This window comes from Rhodococcus sp. 21391 (assembly GCF_016772255.1).
Taxonomy (GTDB): Bacteria; Actinomycetota; Actinomycetes; order Mycobacteriales; family Mycobacteriaceae; genus Rhodococcus_F; species Rhodococcus_F opacus.
On the sequence record NZ_CP063782.1, the window covers coordinates 1,028,676 to 1,047,535 of the forward strand.

18 protein-coding genes and 1 pseudogene are annotated in these 18,860 nt (G+C 68.5%); 10 read left to right on the top strand and 9 right to left on the bottom strand.

The window, feature by feature from the left end; translation table 11 throughout:
• Window positions 1-17: 17 nt before the first annotated feature.
• Together GO592_RS39630 and GO592_RS39635 are read left to right on the top strand one after the other, a co-directional pair.
• Window positions 18-3,896 carry a Pls/PosA family non-ribosomal peptide synthetase gene (locus tag GO592_RS39630; RefSeq protein ID WP_007297982.1) on the top strand — a complete coding sequence of 1,293 codons (3,879 nt, stop codon included), beginning with the start codon at window positions 18-20 and terminating at the stop codon, window positions 3,894-3,896.
• Window positions 3,897-4,110: 214 nt separating this feature from the next.
• On the top strand, window positions 4,111-4,338 hold the full coding sequence (locus GO592_RS39635; protein WP_236580855.1) for a hypothetical protein: 228 nt from the start codon (window positions 4,111-4,113) through the stop codon (window positions 4,336-4,338).
• 24 nt (window positions 4,339-4,362) lie between these two features.
• On the opposite strand, the gene GO592_RS39640 is transcribed toward GO592_RS39635, so the two are convergent.
• On the bottom strand, window positions 4,363-4,566 hold the full coding sequence (locus GO592_RS39640; RefSeq protein ID WP_007297984.1) for a three-helix bundle dimerization domain-containing protein: 204 nt from the start codon (window positions 4,564-4,566) through the stop codon (window positions 4,363-4,365).
• 232 nt (window positions 4,567-4,798) lie between these two features.
• Between GO592_RS39640 and GO592_RS39645 the strand changes: the two genes are divergently transcribed.
• Window positions 4,799-5,266: a SixA phosphatase family protein gene (locus tag GO592_RS39645; RefSeq protein WP_007297985.1), complete on the top strand. Its 468-nt coding sequence runs from the start codon at window positions 4,799-4,801 to the stop codon at window positions 5,264-5,266.
• Window positions 5,267-5,288: 22 nt separating this feature from the next.
• Here the strand turns inward: GO592_RS39645 and GO592_RS39650 are convergent, their stop codons facing one another.
• Entirely contained in the window at window positions 5,289-5,492 is a 204-nt protein-coding gene (locus GO592_RS39650; protein WP_012686946.1) for a hypothetical protein, read from the bottom strand.
• 134 nt (window positions 5,493-5,626) lie between these two features.
• Between GO592_RS39650 and phoU the strand changes: the two genes are divergently transcribed.
• Together phoU and GO592_RS39660 are read left to right on the top strand one after the other, a co-directional pair.
• Window positions 5,627-6,274 (top strand): phosphate signaling complex protein PhoU, encoded by a 648-nt coding sequence (gene phoU, locus GO592_RS39655; RefSeq protein ID WP_007297987.1) that lies wholly within the window; start codon window positions 5,627-5,629, stop codon window positions 6,272-6,274.
• 92 nt (window positions 6,275-6,366) lie between these two features.
• Window positions 6,367-6,687 (top strand): DUF3349 domain-containing protein, encoded by a 321-nt coding sequence (locus GO592_RS39660; protein WP_007297988.1) that lies wholly within the window; start codon window positions 6,367-6,369, stop codon window positions 6,685-6,687.
• 310 nt (window positions 6,688-6,997) lie between these two features.
• Here GO592_RS39660 and GO592_RS39665 read toward each other — a convergent pair whose 3' ends face one another.
• From GO592_RS39665 to GO592_RS39695, 7 genes are all read right to left on the bottom strand, one after another.
• Complete coding sequence (locus GO592_RS39665; protein ID WP_007297989.1) at window positions 6,998-8,155, bottom strand: helicase associated domain-containing protein; 1,158 nt, start codon at window positions 8,153-8,155, stop codon at window positions 6,998-7,000.
• Complete coding sequence (locus GO592_RS39670; protein ID WP_007297990.1) at window positions 8,152-8,892, bottom strand: winged helix-turn-helix transcriptional regulator; 741 nt, start codon at window positions 8,890-8,892, stop codon at window positions 8,152-8,154. The genes GO592_RS39665 and GO592_RS39670 overlap by 4 nt, the downstream gene beginning before the upstream one ends.
• 120 nt (window positions 8,893-9,012) lie before the next feature.
• On the bottom strand, window positions 9,013-9,897 hold the full coding sequence (gene pstB / locus GO592_RS39675; protein WP_007297991.1) for a phosphate ABC transporter ATP-binding protein PstB: 885 nt from the start codon (window positions 9,895-9,897) through the stop codon (window positions 9,013-9,015).
• A 46-nt stretch (window positions 9,898-9,943) separates the two neighbouring features.
• On the bottom strand, window positions 9,944-10,855 hold the full coding sequence (gene pstA / locus GO592_RS39680) for a phosphate ABC transporter permease PstA (protein WP_007297992.1): 912 nt from the start codon (window positions 10,853-10,855) through the stop codon (window positions 9,944-9,946).
• Window positions 10,855-11,856: a phosphate ABC transporter permease subunit PstC gene (pstC, locus tag GO592_RS39685; RefSeq protein ID WP_419789318.1), complete on the bottom strand. Its 1,002-nt coding sequence runs from the start codon at window positions 11,854-11,856 to the stop codon at window positions 10,855-10,857. The genes pstA and pstC overlap by 1 nt, the downstream gene beginning before the upstream one ends.
• Window positions 11,837-12,805 (bottom strand): PstS family phosphate ABC transporter substrate-binding protein, encoded by a 969-nt coding sequence (locus GO592_RS39690; RefSeq protein WP_007297994.1) that lies wholly within the window; start codon window positions 12,803-12,805, stop codon window positions 11,837-11,839. The genes pstC and GO592_RS39690 overlap by 20 nt, the downstream gene beginning before the upstream one ends.
• Before the next feature lie 421 nt (window positions 12,806-13,226).
• Complete coding sequence (locus GO592_RS39695; protein WP_012686949.1) at window positions 13,227-13,475, bottom strand: hypothetical protein; 249 nt, start codon at window positions 13,473-13,475, stop codon at window positions 13,227-13,229.
• Between the two features lie 319 nt (window positions 13,476-13,794).
• Here GO592_RS39695 and GO592_RS39700 point away from each other — a divergent pair.
• The 5 genes and pseudogenes from GO592_RS39700 (at window position 13,795) to GO592_RS39720 (ending at window position 18,830) form a co-directional block, all read left to right on the top strand.
• Window positions 13,795-14,863 (top strand): annotated as a pseudogene (locus GO592_RS39700) (potassium channel family protein).
• Between the two features lie 207 nt (window positions 14,864-15,070).
• Window positions 15,071-16,213 (top strand): tyrosine-type recombinase/integrase, encoded by a 1,143-nt coding sequence (locus tag GO592_RS39705; RefSeq protein WP_237720457.1) that lies wholly within the window; start codon window positions 15,071-15,073, stop codon window positions 16,211-16,213.
• A complete protein-coding gene (locus tag GO592_RS39710; RefSeq protein ID WP_012686952.1) occupies window positions 16,210-17,112 on the top strand; it encodes a hypothetical protein in 903 nt (300 codons plus the stop codon). Before GO592_RS39705 ends, GO592_RS39710 begins: the two co-directional genes overlap by 4 nt.
• A gap of 83 nt (window positions 17,113-17,195) precedes the next feature.
• Window positions 17,196-17,396 carry a hypothetical protein gene (locus tag GO592_RS39715; protein ID WP_237737258.1) on the top strand — a complete coding sequence of 67 codons (201 nt, stop codon included), beginning with the start codon at window positions 17,196-17,198 and terminating at the stop codon, window positions 17,394-17,396.
• 204 nt (window positions 17,397-17,600) lie between these two features.
• The gene (locus GO592_RS39720; protein WP_012686954.1) at window positions 17,601-18,830 is read left to right on the top strand and encodes a tyrosine-type recombinase/integrase; all 1,230 of its coding nucleotides are present in this window, start codon (window positions 17,601-17,603) and stop codon (window positions 18,828-18,830) included.
• Window positions 18,831-18,860: the final 30 nt, after the last annotated feature.

The window sequence follows — 18,860 nt, forward strand, 5'->3', positions numbered from 1 at the left end:
CAAAAGGAGCCCGCACATTGTCTGCCCCCACGCGTCTCGACCCGTTCACCGCCGGTGACCTCGCACCCGCGCAGCGGACCCTCATCGACATCCTCACCGACACCGCAGGACACCACCCGGACGCGCCCGCGATCGACGACGGTGAAGTCGCGCTGAGCTACGGCGAACTGATCGAACGGATCACCGCGGGCGCCCGCGACCTGGCCGCCCGCGGTGTCCAGCCGGGTGACCGGGTCGGCATCCGGATGCCATCGGGCTCGCGGGAGCTGTACCTGGCGATCCTGTCCGTTCTCGCCGCCGGCGCCGCGTACGTCCCGGTCGACGCGGACGACCCACCGGAGCGGGCCGAGCTGGTGTTCGGCGAGTCCGCCGTGACGGCGGTCGTCACCGCCGACGGCATCGACACCGCGACCGGTATTCAGCTTTCTGACCTCGGTGCGGTGGAGTTCCAGGCGCCGGAGCCGTCGGACGACGCGTGGATCATCTTCACCTCCGGGTCCACCGGCACCCCGAAAGGGGTGGCCGTCACGCACCGAAATGCCGCGGCCTTCGTGGACGCCGAGGCGAGGCTGTTCGTGCGCGACGCCCCGCTCGGGCCCGGCGACCGGGTGCTGGCAGGACTGTCGGTGGCGTTCGACGCATCGTGTGAAGAGATGTGGCTGGCGTGGCGGCACGGCGCCTGCCTGGTCCCGGCGCCCCGCTCGCTGGTGCGCACCGGCATGGATCTCGGCCCGTGGCTGGTCTCGCGGGCGATCACCGTCGTCTCCACGGTCCCGACGCTGGCCGCGCTGTGGCCGCCGGAGGCGCTCGACTCCGTCCGGTTACTGATATTCGGGGGCGAGGCCTGCCCGCCCGAGCTGGCACAGCGGCTGGCCGTCGACGGACGGGAGGTGTGGAACACCTACGGGCCCACCGAAGCCACCGTGGTCGCCTGCGCCGCACGGATGACCGGGACCGGCCCGGTGCGCATCGGGCTGCCTCTCGACGGGTGGGACCTCGCCGTCGTCGGCGCGGGCGGCCGTCCCGTCGCCGAGGGAGAAATTGGGGAGCTCGTGATCGGCGGGGTCGGTCTGGCCCGCTACCTGGACCCGGCCAAGGACGCCGAGAAGTACGCGCCGATGCCCTCGCTCGGCTGGGACCGCGCCTACCGCAGCGGGGATCTGGTGCGACTGGACCGCGCGGGACTGGTGTTTCAGGGGCGCGCCGATGATCAGGTCAAGCTGGGTGGGCGGCGCATCGAACTCGGCGAGGTCGATGCCGCACTGCAGGCACTCCCCGGAGTTGCCGGGGCGGCGGCCGCGGTGCGCAGCACCGAATCCGGCACCGCGCTGCTGATCGGCTATCTCGCCGCACCACCAGAGTTCGACCTGAATCAGGCCCGGACACACCTCGCGGAACGGCTCCCGGCCGCGCTCGTGCCCCGGCTTACCCGGGTCGACGAGTTACCCACCCGCACCTCCGGCAAGGTCGACCGGAATGCACTGCCGTGGCCGCTGCCCGGAACGGAGACACCGGACGCGCAGGAGCTGGGTCTGGGCGGAACCGCGGGATGGATCGCCGGGCTCTGGACCCGGATCCTCGGCGCCGCGGTCGGCGGCGCCGATGATGACTTCTTCGCGATCGGTGGGGGCTCGTTGAGCGCGGCGCAGCTGGTCAGTGCCCTTCGCGAACGCTTCCCCGAGGTGACCGTCGCGCAGCTCTACGATCACCCGCGTCTCGGTTCGCTCGCAGAATTCCTCGACGAACTCGCACCCACCGTTGCCGCCACACCGCGTGTCGTCGCCCCGACGCCGCGGCGCATCCAGTGGGCGCAGATCGCCGCGACCGTGCCGCTGACCACCCTGACCGGGCTGCAGTGGGTCACCTGGCTGGCGGTCGCGAACAACATCCTGGCCTGGTTCGTGTCGGTCAGCTGGGCGCCGACATTGTCGTGGTGGCCGGTGCTGGTGATGTTCGCCCTGTTCATCACCCCGGTCGGTCGGATGGTGATCGCCGCGACTGGTGCCAGGGTGCTGCTGCGCACGCTGCGACCGGGCACTTACCCGCGCGGCGGGTCCGAACACCTCCGTATCTGGGTTGCCGAGCGGCTGATCGAGGCGAGTGGGGCGGCGAACCTGTCCGGCGCCACGTGGATGGTGTACTTCGCGCGGGCGCTCGGCGCGAACATCGGGCGGCGGGTGGACCTGCACACCCTGCCTCCGGTCACCGGGATGATCGAACTCGGTGAGGGCTGCTCGATCGAACCCGAGACGGATCTGTCCGGGTACTGGATCGACGGCGACGTCATCCACGTCGGATCGATCCACATCGGGGCGGGGGCTTCGGTCGGTGCCCGCTCGACCCTGTTTCCCGGCGCCCGCATCGGGGCGCACGCGGAGGTGGCACCGGGGTCCGCGGTCACCGGGAAAGTCACGGCAGGTCAGCGGTGGGCGGGCTCGCCGGCGGTCAAGGTCGGCAAGGCGGTGCACCCGTGGCCGGAGGACCGGCCGCCCCGGTCCTCCCGGTGGGTGCCCATCTACGGCCTGACCTCCCTCGCGGTCGCGGCGATGCCACTGCTCGCGCTGGCCGCGGGTCTGGTGCTGCTCGGGTGGTGGATCCGTGACGCCGACGACCTCGGCGCGGCCGCCCTCAAGGCGCTGCCGATGCTGCCGGCCGCGACCGTCCTCACCCTGGTCGTGTTCGCGGGCATGACCGTCGTCGCGGTCCGCCTGCTCGGGCTCGGTCTGCGCGGCGGCTATCACCCGGTGCGCAGCCGGATCGGCTGGCAGGCATGGTCCACCGAACGGCTGATGGACTCAGCCCGCACCTTCCTGTTCCCGCTGTACGCCAGCCTGCTGACCCCGCTCTGGTTGCGGCTGCTCGGCGCCAAGGTCGGCAAGAACACCGAAATCTCCACGGCACTGGTCCTCCCGAAGTACACCACCGTCGCGGACGGTGCGTTCCTCGCCGACGACACCATGGTCGGCAGCTACGAACTCGGCGGCGGCTGGCTGCGCATCGAGCCCGCCAAGATCGGCAAACGCGCATTTCTCGGCAACTCCGGCATGACCGGCCCCGGGCGCACCGTGCCGAAGAACGGTCTGGTCGCGGTGCTCTCGGCCACCCCGGACAAGAAGGGCAAATCCGGTTCGTCCTGGCTGGGTAGCCCACCGGTCCGGTTGCGCCGTTCGGCCACCGAGGCCGCGGCCTCGCGCACCTTCGATCCCCCGACCCGCCTGCGGGTCGCCCGGGCGATCATCGAAACCTGCCGGCTGATCCCGATGATCGTCACGTTCGGGATCGGGCTCGGTGTTCTGGTCGCTCTCGAGGCGTTCGCCGGCAGCCTTGGTTTCGTGTGGGCAGCACTGCTGTCCGGGCTCGTTCTCCTCGTTGCGGGTGCCGTTGCCGGCGCCGTCGCGGCGGCCGCCAAGTGGATCGTCGTGGGCCGCATCGGCGTCGTCGAGCACCCGTTGTGGAGCTCGTTCGTCTGGCGCAACGAGGTGTCCGACGCCTTCGTCGAAACGGTCGCCGCACCCTGGTTCGCCCGCGCCGCCACCGGTACCGCCGTGCTGAACCTGTGGCTGCGGGCGATGGGCGCGTCAATCGGGCGCGGCGTCTGGTGCGAGACGTACTGGCTGCCCGAGGCGGACCTGGTCACCCTCGGTGACGGTGCGACCGTGAGCCGCGGCTGCGTCGTGCAGACCCACCTGTTCCACGACCGAATCATGAGCATGGACACCGTCACCCTCGGCGCCGGCGCCACCCTCGGCCCGCACAGCGTGGCACTGCCCGCCTCGGCCATCGGCCCCGGCGCCACCGTCGGGCCGGCGTCTCTGGTGATGCGTGGGGACCGCGTGCCCGACTCGACCCGCTGGCAGGGCAACCCCATCGCACCCCGGCCCGAACACGGCCGATAAGCATCGGCGTCGACCGGGCTGCGCCAATTCACTACTCGCGCGTAACCACGCATCGGCCCGTATGCTCGGCCACGTCGCGGGGCTGCGGCGATGGCCTGAAAGGCTGCGGAACCGATGACACCCTGCGACATCACCGAGCGGAACGGGAAGACGCATGTCGATGAACCCTGATCCCAAGAGTGGGCGACGGCGACGGTTTTCGGTCGGAACACGGGTGCGAACCCCTCACTCACTCGATCCGCAGATCCCTGAAGAACAGTGGCCCCTCGCAGCGGGAGTGATCATCGAGGACTTTACCGGCTCGGGTGGCCTCAGCCCGAAGGCCTACGCGCGGGATTGGGCCTTCTCCCGGCGGTGGGCCATCGCCCTCGACGACGGCAATCTGATCTTCCGCGACAGCGAAGACCTCGACGATGAAGACCCCGACACCGAAGCCACCTGACCTGCGGGGGCTGCGCCAATACGCCTACGACGACACCAGCCCCTGGATCCTCTCGCGGGCAGCCCGTTCGACGAGCAGGGGAACGAAGTCGCGCACCTTCCCGTTCACGAAATGCGCATGCGCGGAGCGCACGACCTCCTCGATGCTCTCCCGGGCGATGTCCGGGTAACGCGTATCGAGGCGATCGATGACTCGTTCGATGTGGAGCAGCTCTTCATCGTTCGTCATTGGGCAATCCTCCGCCCGGGTCAGCGGTGGCGGCAATGCCCGGATCGACGACACCCGTTCTCTGGTCCGGGCGAGCGCCTGCCGCGCTCGATCGGGTCCGAGGGCGAGACACACAAGCGCTACTGCCGGCGAATCTGCGGCGAACGACCACCACAGATGCGACTCTTCAACGACGATCACCGGTACCGGCCGACGACCGAAGCCGTGTCGCTGCCGGTGGGAAGGTGCGGGAATGTTCGTCCTGGTCCGTCACGCCCACGCGGGCGACAAGACAGGGTGGCCCGGCCGTGATGCCGACCGCCCGCTGAGCACCCTCGGGTATTGGCAGGCCCGCGGCCTCGTCGCCGCGCTGAACGGCATCGACATCCGGGCCCTGTTCGCCAGTCCCGCCACCCGCTGCCATCAGACCCTGCTGCCGCTCGCCGCGGCGCGCGGGCTGCGCATCGACGATCACCCGCTGCTGACCGTGGGCGCACCGCCCGACGAACTGCTCGCGGTGCTGGAGGCGCCGGAGGCCGACGGGGCGGTCTTCTGTACCCATGGTGAGGTCCTCGATGCCCTGGCCGAGTTCGGGCGGGCGCAAGGATCGACGGGTGTGCCCCCGGCGGCGGCGACCGCGAAGGGCGGGGCCTGGATCGTCGACCGCGGCGCCGGTCCGGCCCCGACACTGCGCTACCTCGCGCCTACCCCCACCTGCTGACCGAGTTAGTGCACCGCTGTGTCTAGTCGGCCAGTGGGGCGGCGTCCACGCGGGCCTGCCGGGCCGCCTGCAGCTCCAAGCCGTACCGCAGACCGAAGGTGAAACCGTTCTCCCCGGGTGTCCGTCCCGGCGCGGGCACCGAGTCCCGCGGGATGTCGGCGACGACGCTGTCCCGGTGCTCGCCGCGATGTCCGCCCATGCACCGCCACGCGCTTGAATCCGTCATCGCCCGGTCACCGACCGGCCAACCCCCGCTCAGCCGGTCAATGCGGGGAGATTCTCCCGGAATTGGGTATTCATCATCGAGGACGATGATTGATACGGACGAGCAGTACGAGCGGCAGGAGGAGCTACGGGAACATGCGGCAACATTTCTCTGGGCAGCTCGAGAACATGAGAACGGATCTCACCGATCTGTGTTCGTTGACCGAAACCGCGATCGATCACGCAACACGGGCACTGCTCGATACCGACCTGGGTGCGTCGGAAGCATGCGCCGACGTCGATACCGAGATCGGTTACCGGGCCCAGGAGATCGATCACCGGGCCCTGACACTGATAGCCCTTCAGGCGCCGGTCGCGCAGGATCTGCGCGCTCTGATCAGCGGCATCCACAACATCGCCGATCTGCGGCGGATGGGCAGCCTAGCGGCGCATGTCGCCGAGGTGGCGAGGTTGCACTTCCCCGCCCCGGTCGTCCCCGGTGAGCTTCGGGGTGTCATCTCGGAGATGGGTGTGGCAGCGAAGGCGCAGGCTGCGGCGGCCACCGAGGTACTGCGTGACCGCGACTGCGAGCGGGCGTTGGAACTGATCAGGGCAGATGATCGGACCGATGCTCTGCTTCGCGAGTTGTTCGCGGTCACCAAGAGTGACGACTGGCCGTACGGGGCGGCATCGGCGGTGAACATCACGCTGCTGGGGCGCTTTTACGAACGCTTCTGTGATCACACCGTGGAGATCGGTCGTAACGTCATTTTCGTGGTGACGGGAGACTTTCCCGTGGCGTGATCGGGTGTGCCGTCACACCTCATGCTCGCCGCTGCGGCCGGCCATCTCGTCGACCGTTGTGCGCGGCAGCTCGAGCAGGGGATGATCCGCTCATGCGGGTGGTGGTCTGGCTCAGGTCGTTCGTGGGGTGGCTGCGTGCCGGCTACCCGCAGACGGGCGACCCACACGGCTACATCCCGTTGGTGGCCCTCTGCGGGGCCGCGTTGACCGACGAGCAGGTCGAGCAGGTCGCGGTGATGGTCGACAAGATCGGTGCCGGCCCGGTCGAGGACGTCGACATCAGAGTCGCGATCACCAACCTCTCCCATGAGATGCCTACGGACAGCGAACTGCGGCGGGTGCGCGATCGGCTGACCGCTCGCCGAGTACGACCGGCCACGGGTGAGGACTTGCCACCCCCGAGTCTGCGGTGACGGGACGGTCGGCGGGGCCTGCCCCGCCGGGCTATGGCTCTTGACCTGGTCCAACGTGTTCCCCTGGGTTCCCTCGTTGGTGGTTCGTTCACCCGAAACCCGCCTTCTCCTCGCCTTCGGCTCTTCCGGTTATCCGATCACTCTCCCGAGGAGGATTGTCGGTGGTTTGAAAGCGGCTCTCGCGGTTCGTCCCAACACGACGGCCGGCGTCGCGCCGGTCGATCACCTGCACGTGCGCCGACGACCGCTTTCACACGGTGCCGAACACCGCTGCGGGTTCGCGGAGCCGTCGACAAACACCGCGCGGTGCTCAGTGCTGCGGGTGTCTGCGCCCTGCCCACACCCAGCCCGGCAGTGCCTCGAGCGAGGCGACGCGGTCGGCGCCCAGGTGGCCGCGGGCATGCCGGCGACGCTGATTGGCGACCCATTTGCCGACCGCATCACCGTTGACGGTTTCTCGATGCGCCGGACTGGCGTGCCCGTGCGCGGCGGCGTAGGCGGTCAGTGCGGTGAAACCTTGCCGCCACCGCTCGTCGGCGGGGTTCCACTGCCACCCGGGCAGCGCCTCGAGCTCGGTGACGCGGTCGGGCGCGAGCTTTCCGGCGCGGTACTCGCGCCGCCGCCGGGCCACCCACATACCCAGCCGGAACTGGCCCACCGTGTACCGCTGGCTGGGCGCGGCGTGCCCGTGCGTGTCGATGAACCGGCGCAGCTCGGACAGCCCGGCGAGCCAGCTTTCGTCGACGCGGCTCCAGCGCCACCCGGGTAGCTGCTCGAGCGCGGCGATCCGCTCCGGGGCGAGGGCGCCGGCGTGGAAGTCCTGCCGGCAGCGCCCAATCCAGGTGCCGAGGGGAAACCCCTCACTCTGCGCGGAGCGTGGAACGTCCGCCGACCCGTGCACCCGGACATGGTCGCGGAGCGTGTGCAGGCCCTGCGTCCAGCGATACATCTCGGGGTCCCATTGCCAGTGGGGCAGCGTGTCGAGGGCCGCGACCCGCGGTGGGGCCAGCGTGCCGGCGGCATGCTCCTCGCGTTGGGTGCGCGCCCATTCGGCGAGCGCGACGCCGTCGACCAGGGCGGTTTCGGGCACCACCGCGGTGCGGTGGGCCTCGAGGAAACGGCGCAAGGCCAGGAAACCGGACCGCCAGCTCTTCGGCCGAGCCGGTCCCCAGGTCCACCCGGGCAGTGCCTCGAGGATGCGGATGCGGTCCGGGCTGAGGGTGCCGTGCCAGTACACGTCCCGGATCCGCCGCACCCACCGGCCGAGGTCGATTCCGGTGGCGCGGGTGGGGGCCGGCGGGGCGGCGTTCCCACACCGTTCGACGTAGCGGCGAAGGGCCGCGAACCCGGCGTTCCAGGATTCGTCACCGGCGCCGCCCGCACGACCGGTCGGTGGTTGTTCACTGCGGACGCCGGTGGCGGAGGGGTTGTCTCGGCCATTCTTCCTACCGTCGTGGTCTGCCGTCATTCGCACAGAGAGGGCGCCAACCGGTACCCCACTCCACGGATTGTTCTGATGATGTGCCCGTGATCGGGATCTGCTCCGAGCTTGGTGCGCAGTCTCCGGATGTGGACGGCGACGGTGTTGGTGTCGGTGGCGCGACCCCACACCGCCCTGCTGATCTGGTCGGCGCTGGCAACCCGGCCGCGTTGTTCGATCAGATAGCTCAGCAGCTCGAATTCGCGGCGCGTCAGCAGGACTTCCACGTCGCGGACATGCACCTCGAAACCGGAGGCGTCGACGCGGATGGGGCCGGCGACCAGTGCCGTTCGAGGCGGTGGCGCGGGTGGGTGCTGCATGAACTGCCGGATATCGGTGAAATCGTACGGTCGCACCGTCGTGGCGGTGGCCCCGGCCGCGATCGCCTGCCGGGTGAGGGTCTCGTTCCCGGGCTGTGCACCGACCAGGATGGGCACATCCGAGTGCCCGCGTACCGTCGCGATCACCTGGACGGCGCTGACACCGCCCACCATCTCGGGTGCGACCACGAGGACGGCGGGAAGATTCGCGCCGACCGCCAGTAGCGCGGCGGCGCCGTCGGTGCACCACTGAGTCCGGACGCCGGCGCCGTCGGCCGAGTCGATCAGTGCGGCGGCGATGACCGGGTCGGGTTCGGCGAGCAGGACCCGGCCGTCCCGCGAGGTGGAGGCCCGCCGGTCGGTGAGTGTCACGACCTCGTCCACCCGCCGTGCGTCGATGCTCACCGAGAAGCCCCCTCCCACATTTCGGCCGGCACGCAGGCGATGCCGGCCTCCTCGTCCGCCTCTCCATGACGCGGTGACCTCCAGGCGGCGGTCAACGCACCAGGTCTGGACACGGTCGTCTCAGCCGAACCGGCCGCTGATGTAGGCCTCGGTCCGCGGGTCGGCCGGCGCGGAGAAGATCTTCTCGGTGATGTCGAACTCGACCAGCTTGCCCTCCCGATTGCCGTGCTCGTCGGCCTCGGCGGTGAAGAACGCGGTGCGATGCGACACCCGGGCGGCCTGCTGCATGTTGTGCGTGACGATGATGATGGTGAACTTTTCGGACAGCTCGTCGATCAGGTCTTCGATCTTCGCCGTGGCGATGGGATCGAGGGCCGAGCACGGTTCGTCCATCAAGATGACCTCGGGTTCGGTGGCGATCGCGCGGGCGATGCACAGGCGCTGCTGCTGACCGCCGGACAGGCCGGTCGCGTCCTGCTTGAGCTTGTCCTTGACCTCGTCCCACACGGCGGCGGCACGCAGCGCCCTCTCGACGACCTCGTCCATGCTGTGGGTCTTCATGCCGGTCACGCGCGGCCCGTAGGCGACGTTGTCGTAGATCGACTTCGGGAACGGGTTCGGCTTCTGGAACACCATGCCGACCCGGCGGCGCAACTCGATCACATCGACCGCGGCGTCGTTGATGTCGATGTCGCGGTAGGTGACCGTGCCGTGCACCTTCGCGCCGGGAATGAGGTCGTTCATCCGGTTCAGGCACCGCAACACGGTCGACTTCCCGCACCCGGAGGGGCCGATCAGCGCGGTGACCTCGTTGGCGGCGAACGATAGGTTCACCTCACCGATCGCGCGGAGGCCGCTGTAGCTGACCCCGAGGCCATCGGTGGCCATCATGGCGTAGGACCTGCCGCCCTTCGGTGCCCGGGGGGCGTGGTGGTGGGCGATTCGCTTGAGCAGCTGCTCGTCCTGCGCATCGAGGACGGGCGTCGACTCTTCTTCGGTACTCATGGCTGCATGCCTCGTTCGTGTCATGAAACTCGGGTCCTCCCCGGGGTCACCAGCGCCGCTGGAAACGGTTGCGCATCCAGATCGCGAGGCCGTTCATCGCGAGCAGGATGACCATCAACAGTAAAATTGTGGCCCACGCCAGCTGCTGATTCGCCTCCTCGGGCAACTTCACCAGGTTGAAGATCTGCACCGGCAGCACCGTGTACCGATCCAGGAAGCCCTCGGGATTGACGGTGACGAACACCGTCGCCCCGACCAGCAGCAGCGGGGCGGCCTCCCCGATCGCCCGGGACAGGGCCAGGATCGTGCCGGTGGCGATACCGGAGATCGCGGACGGCAAGACCTGCTTCCAGGTGGTCTGCCACAGGGTGGCGCCCAACGCCAGGGAGGCGTCCCGGATGTCCCGCGGCACCGAGCGCAGCGCCTCGCGGGTGGTGATGATGATCACCGGCAGGATGAGCAGGGCCAGGGCCACCGAGCCGGCCAGCACCACCGGGCCCAGCGAGATCGGACCGCGCACCACGAACGCCAACGTCAGGATGCCGTAGATGATCGTCGGCACCGCGACCAGGTTCTGAATGTTGAGTTCGATCAGCCGATTCCACCACTTGGTGCTGTCCGCGTACTCCTCGAGATAGACCGCGCCGGCGATACCGATCGGGATGGCCAAGATGATGGTGCCGAGCATCACCCACAGGGTGCCGAAGATCGCCGACTGCACACCGGAGGTTTCCGGGTGCAGCCGGGACGGCTGCTGGGAGATCAGGTTCCAGTCGAAGCGGGCCAGTCCCTCGACGATGATGACCGCCAGCACCGCGAACAGGAACAGGCACGAGAGCGCCAGGCACACCCACAGGATCCCGGCGAATACCGCCGAACGGGTGCGGTTGCGCCGCTTGCCCGTGACGAGAACCTTCCCGAGATCGACGGGAGTCTTCTTCACCGACGTCGTGGTCATCAGTAGGCCTGCCGGTATCTGCGCACCAGGGTGATGCTGACCATGTTGATCAGCAGCGTGAGGAAGAACAGCAGCGCACCGACCGCGAACAGCGAGTAGTACACCGGGCTGCCCTGCGGGGCGTCACCGCTGGCGACCTGCGCGATGAACCCGGTCATGGTCTGCGCACCCACCAGCGGGTTGAGGGTGAACTGCGGTTGGCTACCGGCGGCGATGGCGACGATCATCGTCTCACCGACCGCCCGGGACAGGCCCAGCACGATCGCGGCCACGATCCCGGACAGCGCGGCGGGGAACACCACCCGCACCGTGGTCTGCATCCGGTTCGCGCCCAGCGCGTAGGAGCCCTCACGCATCGCGTGCGGCACCGCCGACATGGCATCCTCCGACAGGGACGCCACCGTCGGGACGATCATGAAGCCCATCACGATGCCGGGCGAGAGGTTGTTGAAGATCTGCGCGCCCACCCAGTCCTGCAGCAGCGGGGTGACCATGGTCAGCGCGAAGACGCCGTAGACCACGGTCGGCACCCCGGCCAGGATCTCCAGGATCGGTTTGACGACCCGGCGGATCCGCTCGTCGGCGTACTCCGCCAGGTAGGTGGCGGCACCGAGGCCGAGCGGCACCGCGACGAGCAGGGCGATGATCGTGGTGCTCAGGGTGCCGGCGACCAGCGGCAGCACACCCCATTCCTTGTCGGTCCAACTCGTCTTGCTGCCGAACCCGGCCGTCCAGGTGGTGCCGGTCAGGAACTCCCAGATGGTCACGTTCTGGAAGAACGTGAACAGCGGGGCGATCAGGGCCACCACGATCGCCGCGGTGATGACCACCGACAGAAACGCCGAACCGGCGAGAAGGACCTTGATGATCCGCTCGCCGATGCGGTTGCTCTGCGCGCTGAGGTCGACCGGTAATCCGACCGGCGGCAGCCCCCCCGAGCGTGCGCCCGGGGAGCCCGCCGTGATCGGGCCGGAACTCACTTTAGTTGCCGGCCTTCGCATTCAGCGCGTCGAGCTCGGCCTGCGCAACCTGCAGCTGCGCGGGGGTGAGCGGAATGAACTTCGCCGCCTCCACGATCTCCTGGTTGGACCCGAGGTAGAAGTCGGCGAAGGCGACGACCTGCGGCTTCTTCAGGGCGGCGTCGGAGACGTAGATGAACAGCTCACGCGAGAGCGGCTTGTAGGTGCCGTCCTGCGCGGTTTGGGTCGAGGGCGCAATGCAACCGCCGCCGCTGTCGATCTTGACGCCCTTGACCTTGTCCGCGTTGGCCTCCAGGTAGGAGTAGCCGAAGTAGCCGAGCGCACCCTTGGTGGCGGACACCCCCTGGACGGTGATGTTGTCGTCCTCGGTCGGGTTGTAATCGGTGCGGCTTTCGCCCTCCGTCCCGTTGACGGCCTGGGTGAAGTAGTCGAAGGTGCCCGAGTCCGAGCCGGCGCCGAACAGCTGCAGCGGCTCGTCCGGGAACGACGGATCGACCTGGTTCCAGTTGTTGACGGTCGACCCCGGCGCCCAGATCTTGTTGAGCTGCGCCACGGTGAGGCAGTCGGTCCAGGTGTTGTCGTTGTTGACCACGACGCTCAGCGCGTCGTTGGCGACGACGAGCGGGCTGTACTGGATGTTGTTCGACTGGCAGACGGCGATCTCGCTGTCCTTGATCGGCCGGGACGCATCCGAGATGTCGGTCTCACCGGCACAGAACTTTTCGAACCCACCGCCGGTGCCGGAGGTGCCGACGGTGACGTTGGCATCGGGGTGCTCGCCCATGAACAGCTCGGCGGCGGCGGAGGACAGTGGTTCGACGGTGCTGGATCCGTCGATCACGACCGGCCCGGAGATGGATTCTCCCTCGCCGCCGCCCGTGCTGTCGTTGCCACCGCACGCGGCCAGGGTCAACCCGGCCGCCACCGCCACAGCCGCGACGCGGGTCCGCTGGAAGTGGAGGATGGTCACAGAGGTGCCTCCTGCATACGTTCCGACGCAGCGTCGGAATCGGTGTGCCCACGATCGTGGGACCCCTCTATCGAAGCCCCCCAATCTGAACGGCAGATGAACAAGACATGGCAGCGGCCAAAGGATCGGGCGTGGCCCGTGGATGACGAGCCGACCGCCGAACCAACGAATCCCGCACATCGGGAAGCGACCACGCGAGAAGAAATCGGGGTCCGCACCAAGGGTCGGCGCAGGGACCGGCCGACCCGGGCAACCGAAACCTCAGGCGCTGCGGCGTTCTCGCAACAGGGGTCGCGCCACCACGCGCCGAAGGCTTGGGACCGCATGTGAAGACACGGAGGCTGGCGGGGCCCTCTCCCTGGCTTGACCGTTTCACCTGCAGGTGACTACTCAGCCGGTCAGGCCTGGCCTCCGGCGCGGATCACCGTGTGCCGGGATCGGCGGTGAGGTCTTCGGTGTCGGCGAAGACCAGTCGCCCGTCGTCGAGGGCAACCGCCCACCGGTGCACCGGCGCCCAGTGGTGGCCGCGTTCCGCGGAGTCGGTCAGTTCGGCGTAGTCCTCGACAATCTCCCCAGTCGTGGTCGCCTCGGACTGCCTGCGTACCAGCAGCCGGGCGCCCACAGTCAACACAGCAGGGGGTGCCGCTTTCCTCACGCTCTTCTCGGACATTCGTCTCAACCTTCCGTTCGGCGGCCGACCGGAGCGTAAGCATGACCCCTCCGCGTCCGCTGAAGTGACCTGTTTGACGATCCCGCGGTCGCGTTAGACGACTACAAGCTGCTGGCGGGCCTGCTCGTCGGCGCCGCCTCCCACAGGCCGGGTTCGACGCCGCGGGCAACTTCGCTCGACTGCGGGGCTGTCGACCGGCTCACCTGAACGGATCGGACGTTTGGCGTCGGCACAGTGGTATCGGGTGGTACCCGCCCCACTGGCTGTCTGCGCGTAGGCTCCGCCCCGAGACCGGCGACGAGAACGAGGTGGCGAGGCGATGCCCGGTAGGTTGCGCGCCCGGTTCAGCCGGGTCCGACGTGCTCACCGAACGCCCCGACTTCGCGCTGGTCGGTATCCTGCGGGTGCCGCAGCTGCACGGCAGTCCCGGGCGGGCCATCACCCGGCGGATCGGGTACGCGCTCGCCGCGTTGGCGGTGGTGGTGCTGATCGTGTATCTCGGCCGCGTCGGCTACCGCGACGTGCAGGAGAATCCGCTCTCGCTGCTGGATTGCGTGTATTACGCGACGGTGTCGCTCTCGACCACCGGGTACGGGGACATCACCCCGATCACCGCGCAGGCGCGGCTGGTCAACATCCTGATCGTCACCCCGTTGCGGATCTTCTTCCTCATCGTGCTGGTCGGCACCACCCTCGCGGCGCTGACCGAGAACTCCCGCCAGAGCTACAAGATTCAGCGGTGGCGTCGCCGCACCCGCCATCACGCCGTCGTCGTCGGCTATGGCACCAAGGGCCGCGCCGCCGTCGCCGCGATGCTCGGTGACGGGGCCGACCCCTCGAACATCGTGGTCGTCGATACCGATCCGGCGGTGCTCGAGACGGCAACCGGGCAGGGGTTGGTGACCGTGCACGGGTCGGCGACCCGATCGGACGTCCTGCGACTGGCCGGGGCGCAGCATGCGTCGTCGATTGTCGTGGCCACCAGCCGCGACGACACCGCGGTGCTGGTGACGCTCACCGCGCGCGAACTCGCACCGGAGGTGAAGATCGTCGCCTCGGTCCGGGAGGCCGGGAACGTGCACCTGCTGCGCCGGTCCGGCGCCGACACCGTGGTCGTCTCCTCCGAGACCGCCGGCCGGCTCCTCGGCGCCGCCACCACCACCCCGAACGTGGTGGACATCATCGAGGACCTGCTCACCCCGGAGACCGGATTCGCGATCGCCGAACGCGCCGTCGAACCCGGCGAGGTCGGCGATTCACCGCGGCAGCTGCCCGACATCGTCCTCGGTGTGGTGCGCGACGGACAGTTGCTGCGCAGCGGAACACCCGAGGTGGACTCAATCGAAGCCGATGACAGGCTGCTCTACATCCGGCAGATAACGGATTGATCGAGCGGAGATACCGCAACCAGCCTTCGCTCGCCGTCCCATTTCCTTGGTTCCCTCGGGGTCCGATCACTTGTCGCGCACTGTGGCACTAGCTGATCACTTGCTTGGTGGACAACGGGTTCTCTCCGCGTGTCGGTCAGGTGGTCGTCGTTGTGGCGGCCATGATTGACAAGGGAGATGACGACGATGCGAGCTTTTCCGGTGCAGATGCCCTCTGGAACGCGGTACTGGACGGTGATCGACGAGGACCTGCTGGTCATGTCGGTGGCGGATGCATATCTGCGGTATGTGAGGTTCGGGCGTGATGGGGCCGAGTCCACGACCAAGTCGTATGCGGGCGCTGTCGCGTTGTATCTGTCGTGGTGCGCGGCCACGGGGCAGGACTGGCAGGCCGCGGCGGGGAAGATGCCGTCGTTCGTGCTGTGGCTTCGCCACTCCCCGTCGCAGCCAGGAGGGGCAACGGCCGGCGGGGTGGGCACGATCGTGGTGCGTGGACCGAGGCGGATCAACTGCGTGCTCGCGGGGGTGCGGGGGTTCCTGGCCTTCGCGGTGGATCACGGCGACGCTCCGAGAGGAGTGCTTGGTCAACTGTACGAGCTTGCCGATAGCCAGGACCTGCCGGCGGAGGCGCGCGGCGAGGACGGCGCCTGGAGGCTGCGGATGAGGGCCCGGCACCGGGTTCCGATTGTCAGGCAACGGCCCGGCCGGGCCAGCGATGACGACGTCCTCCTGCTGTTGCGGGCGTGTCGATCGGCGCGTGACCGGCTGCTGATGCTGCTGCTCGCGCTGGCAGGTCTGCGTCGCGGCGAGGTGGTTGGACTGCGGCGCGAGGACGTCCACTTCCTGCTCGACTCATCGGCTTTGGGCTGCAGCTTCCCCGGATCGCACCTGCACGTGGTGCGGCGACAGAACATCAATGGCGCGTGGGCGAAGTCGCGGCACTCGCGGATCGTCCCGGTGGATTCCCTTGTGGTGCAGGCCCACGACCAGTATGTCGCCGAGCGGGCCACGAAGGCCGGGGCGTGGGAGAGCGACTTCGTGTTCGTGAACCTGTTCCGTGCGCCAATCGGCGCGCCGATGACTCCCGGTGCGGTCAATGCACTGCTGGCCGCGGCCTCCCGCCGCGCGGGTCTGGATCGGGCGGTGCACCCCCATGCGCTGCGGCATGGGTTCGCCAGCAACGTCCTCGATGCCGGCGGGAGCATCGACGAGGTCCAAGAGCTCCTCGGGCATGCCTCGATCAGTTCGAGCCAGGTGTATGTCCACCCCGCACCGGAGCGGTTGCGGGCGGCGGTCGAGCGGGTAGGCCGAGCCGTCGGCCGCGGCGGCACCGAGGACGTGACAAGGTGAGCGCGTTGCCGGCTGGTGCGCTGGCCGCCTCGACACACGAGGACGAACTGGAAGCCGAACAGGCCAAGGACATCTGGGCGATGTCCGTGTTTGGCCATCGCGGACGGTTGGACTTCACCGCGATCAGCCAACCCTGGCTGCGCGAAGGTACGAAGCGGTGGGCGATACAAGACCTGATACGCCGTCGAGGCGACGGAGTCACCACAGTGCTGAGAGCTCACGTCGCGGCCTTGACCGGGCTCTCGGAGAGCCTGCGCATCCATCGCAGCGACCACGGCCTGATCATCGGCGCGCTCGGCCGCCACGACATCGAGATGTTCCTGCAGCGACTCGCCCACCTGGAGCACTGCGACAAGATCAGCGCCTTGTCCCGATCCCTGGGCTGCCGGAAGGTCCATCACGCGCTACGCCAAATGCGACTACTCGGCCTGACCCGGGCCGGCGAGCCACTCGGCGGGCTGCCCGACGACTTCGCGCTCCGCCGCGAGGACGTTCCCCGGCGCCCGGACCGGCCGGCCCCACACCGGGCGTTGCCGCCCGAGATCCTCGCCCAGCTCTGCGATGCCCGCGCGTTGCCGGCTGGTGCGCTGGCCGCCTCGACACACGAGGACGAACTGGAAGCCGAACAGGCCAAGGACATCTGGGCGATGTCCGTGTTTGGCCATCGCGGACGGTTGGACTTCACCGCGATCAGCCAACCCTGGCTGCGCGAAGGTACGAAGCGGCCGGTTGAGGCGGGTCATCAGCGTCACGTCCTCGGTGCCGCCAAGTCTCGGTGCCCTACGGCACCTGCCGCGAACCCTCGAACGTCCAAGCTGGGGGTGGCGCCTGCCCATTCCGGTTCCGCTGCGTCGGCTGCGACCACTTCCACACCGATCCCTCCCATCTGCCCGAGTTGAAGGCATACCTGCATGACCTACTCCGAGACCGCGAACGCGTACTGGCCACCGCCGATCTCGAAAACTGGGCCAGGACAGAAGCTTTGCCCTCAGAAGAGGAAATCCGACGGGTCAAAGACCTCGTGCACCGAGTCGAAGAACATCTCGAACAGCTCACCCCCGCCGAACAAGCCGACATCGCCACGGCCATCTCGGCAGTGCGACGCACCCGCCAGGTGACCGGCCTGGGCATGCCCAGCATCAACCGCCAGCCCGATCTCGGCAAGCCACTGGAGAGACCGTGAACACCAACGCCATCGCCGCCGCCCGGCAGGCCCACAGCACCAGATGCCGACAACGCGTCCTCGCCGCGCTCGAGCAGGCTGCGCATTTGGGTGACGAGATCACCGTCTCCGCGATCGCCCGCCTCGCCCTATTGACTGAACTAATACGAAAGTCTTCCCAGTTCAACGGGCATGTAACGGCTTCTTGCATTACTGTCTCCGCTCATGATCGGAGACGGTGAGCCCGAGCGGGATTTGGCCCAATTGCTGGTTCCTCGGTCGGGTCGGCTGGAGGCGACGGGCAATCGGTACGAGCCCTATCAGCTGCTTGATCCTGATGGGGTGCCCGTGGTGGCGGTCACCGCCTACTTCCGGGATCTGCTGGCCTCGGGGCGAGCGGAGTCCACGCTCCGTTCGTATGGGATGGATCTGCTGCGATGGTTCCGGTTCCTGTGGTCCGACACCGGCGTCGCGTGGGACCGGGCGACTCGGGTCGAAGCCCGTGATTTCTGCAGATGGATGCAGGTCGCAGGGAAGCAGCCTCGCCCGCATTGGCGCGCGTCTGGAGCGGCCCTGTCATCGAAACCGGCTCGTGGTCAAGCCTTCGCGCCGTCGGTGCGTGCGCATTCCGAAACGGTGCTGCGCTCGTTCTATGACTTTCACCGAGATGCGGGCACCGGGCCGATCATCAACCCGTTCCCGCTGGACCGGTCCCGCCGCGCCGGTCGGGCGCACGCGCACCACAATCCCATGGAGCAGCACGGCAACGAGCGCAGCGGGCGGTATCGGCCCAAAGTGCCCCGCCGGGTCCCGCGCAGCGTCCCGGACAGCGAGTTCAACGAGATCTTCGCCCGGCTGCCGTCGCATCGTGACCGGGCACTGATCGCCTTCTACGTGTCAACGGGGGCGCGGGCGTCGGAGTTGCTGTCGACCACGCTGGCGGGAGTGGATCCAGGGCGGCAGTTGATCACGGTGGTGCGCAAGGGAACCCGCGAGTTGCAGGAACTGCCGGCGTCCACGGACGCGTTCGTGTGGTTGCGGCTCTACCAGGTGGAGATGGCCGATCTGATCCCCAAGGGACGCAGGCAGCCGCTGTGGTGGACGCTGCGACGTCCTGCCCGGCCGCTGACCTATCACGCCGTGCACCGCATGTTCGAGCGAGTCAACCAGCAGGCAGGCACCTCGGTGACGTTGCATGCCTTGCGGCACACGGCGACCTATCGGATGGCCGAGGACCCGGCCTTGCCGCTGACCGATGTCCAATTCGTCCTTGGTCATGCTCAGTTGACCACGACTCAGATTTACCTGACGCCCCGCAAGGAGGATGTGATCCGGCGGGTGCTGGCCCACCACGCCGAGCAGACTCGGCGGGCGGTTGAGCGGGCCCGCCCGGCCCCGGCGCCCGGCTACCGGCCGGAGACGCTGGACGCCCTGTTCGGCAATGGCGTGTCGTGACCGCCACAGTTGATGAAGCGCGCCTACTGG

Coding starts and splice junctions, on each gene's coding strand:
- GO592_RS39650 (WP_012686946.1), bottom strand. CDS start 5,492: ATGACGGATTCAAGCGCGTGGCGGTGCATGGGCGGACATCGCGGCGAG.
- pstA (WP_007297992.1), bottom strand. CDS start 10,855: ATGACCACGACGTCGGTGAAGAAGACTCCCGTCGATCTCGGGAAGGTT.
- pstB (WP_007297991.1), bottom strand. CDS start 9,897: ATGAGTACCGAAGAAGAGTCGACGCCCGTCCTCGATGCGCAGGACGAG.
- phoU (WP_007297987.1), top strand. CDS start 5,627: ATGCGGCAACATTTCTCTGGGCAGCTCGAGAACATGAGAACGGATCTC.
- GO592_RS39665 (WP_007297989.1), bottom strand. CDS start 8,155: ATGACGGCAGACCACGACGGTAGGAAGAATGGCCGAGACAACCCCTCC.
- GO592_RS39645 (WP_007297985.1), top strand. CDS start 4,799: ATGTTCGTCCTGGTCCGTCACGCCCACGCGGGCGACAAGACAGGGTGG.
- GO592_RS39705 (WP_237720457.1), top strand. CDS start 15,071: ATGCCCTCTGGAACGCGGTACTGGACGGTGATCGACGAGGACCTGCTG.
- GO592_RS39720 (WP_012686954.1), top strand. CDS start 17,601: ATGATCGGAGACGGTGAGCCCGAGCGGGATTTGGCCCAATTGCTGGTT.
- GO592_RS39660 (WP_007297988.1), top strand. CDS start 6,367: ATGCGGGTGGTGGTCTGGCTCAGGTCGTTCGTGGGGTGGCTGCGTGCC.
- pstC (WP_419789318.1), bottom strand. CDS start 11,856: ATGCGAAGGCCGGCAACTAAAGTGAGTTCCGGCCCGATCACGGCGGGC.
- GO592_RS39695 (WP_012686949.1), bottom strand. CDS start 13,475: ATGTCCGAGAAGAGCGTGAGGAAAGCGGCACCCCCTGCTGTGTTGACT.
- GO592_RS39640 (WP_007297984.1), bottom strand. CDS start 4,566: ATGACGAACGATGAAGAGCTGCTCCACATCGAACGAGTCATCGATCGC.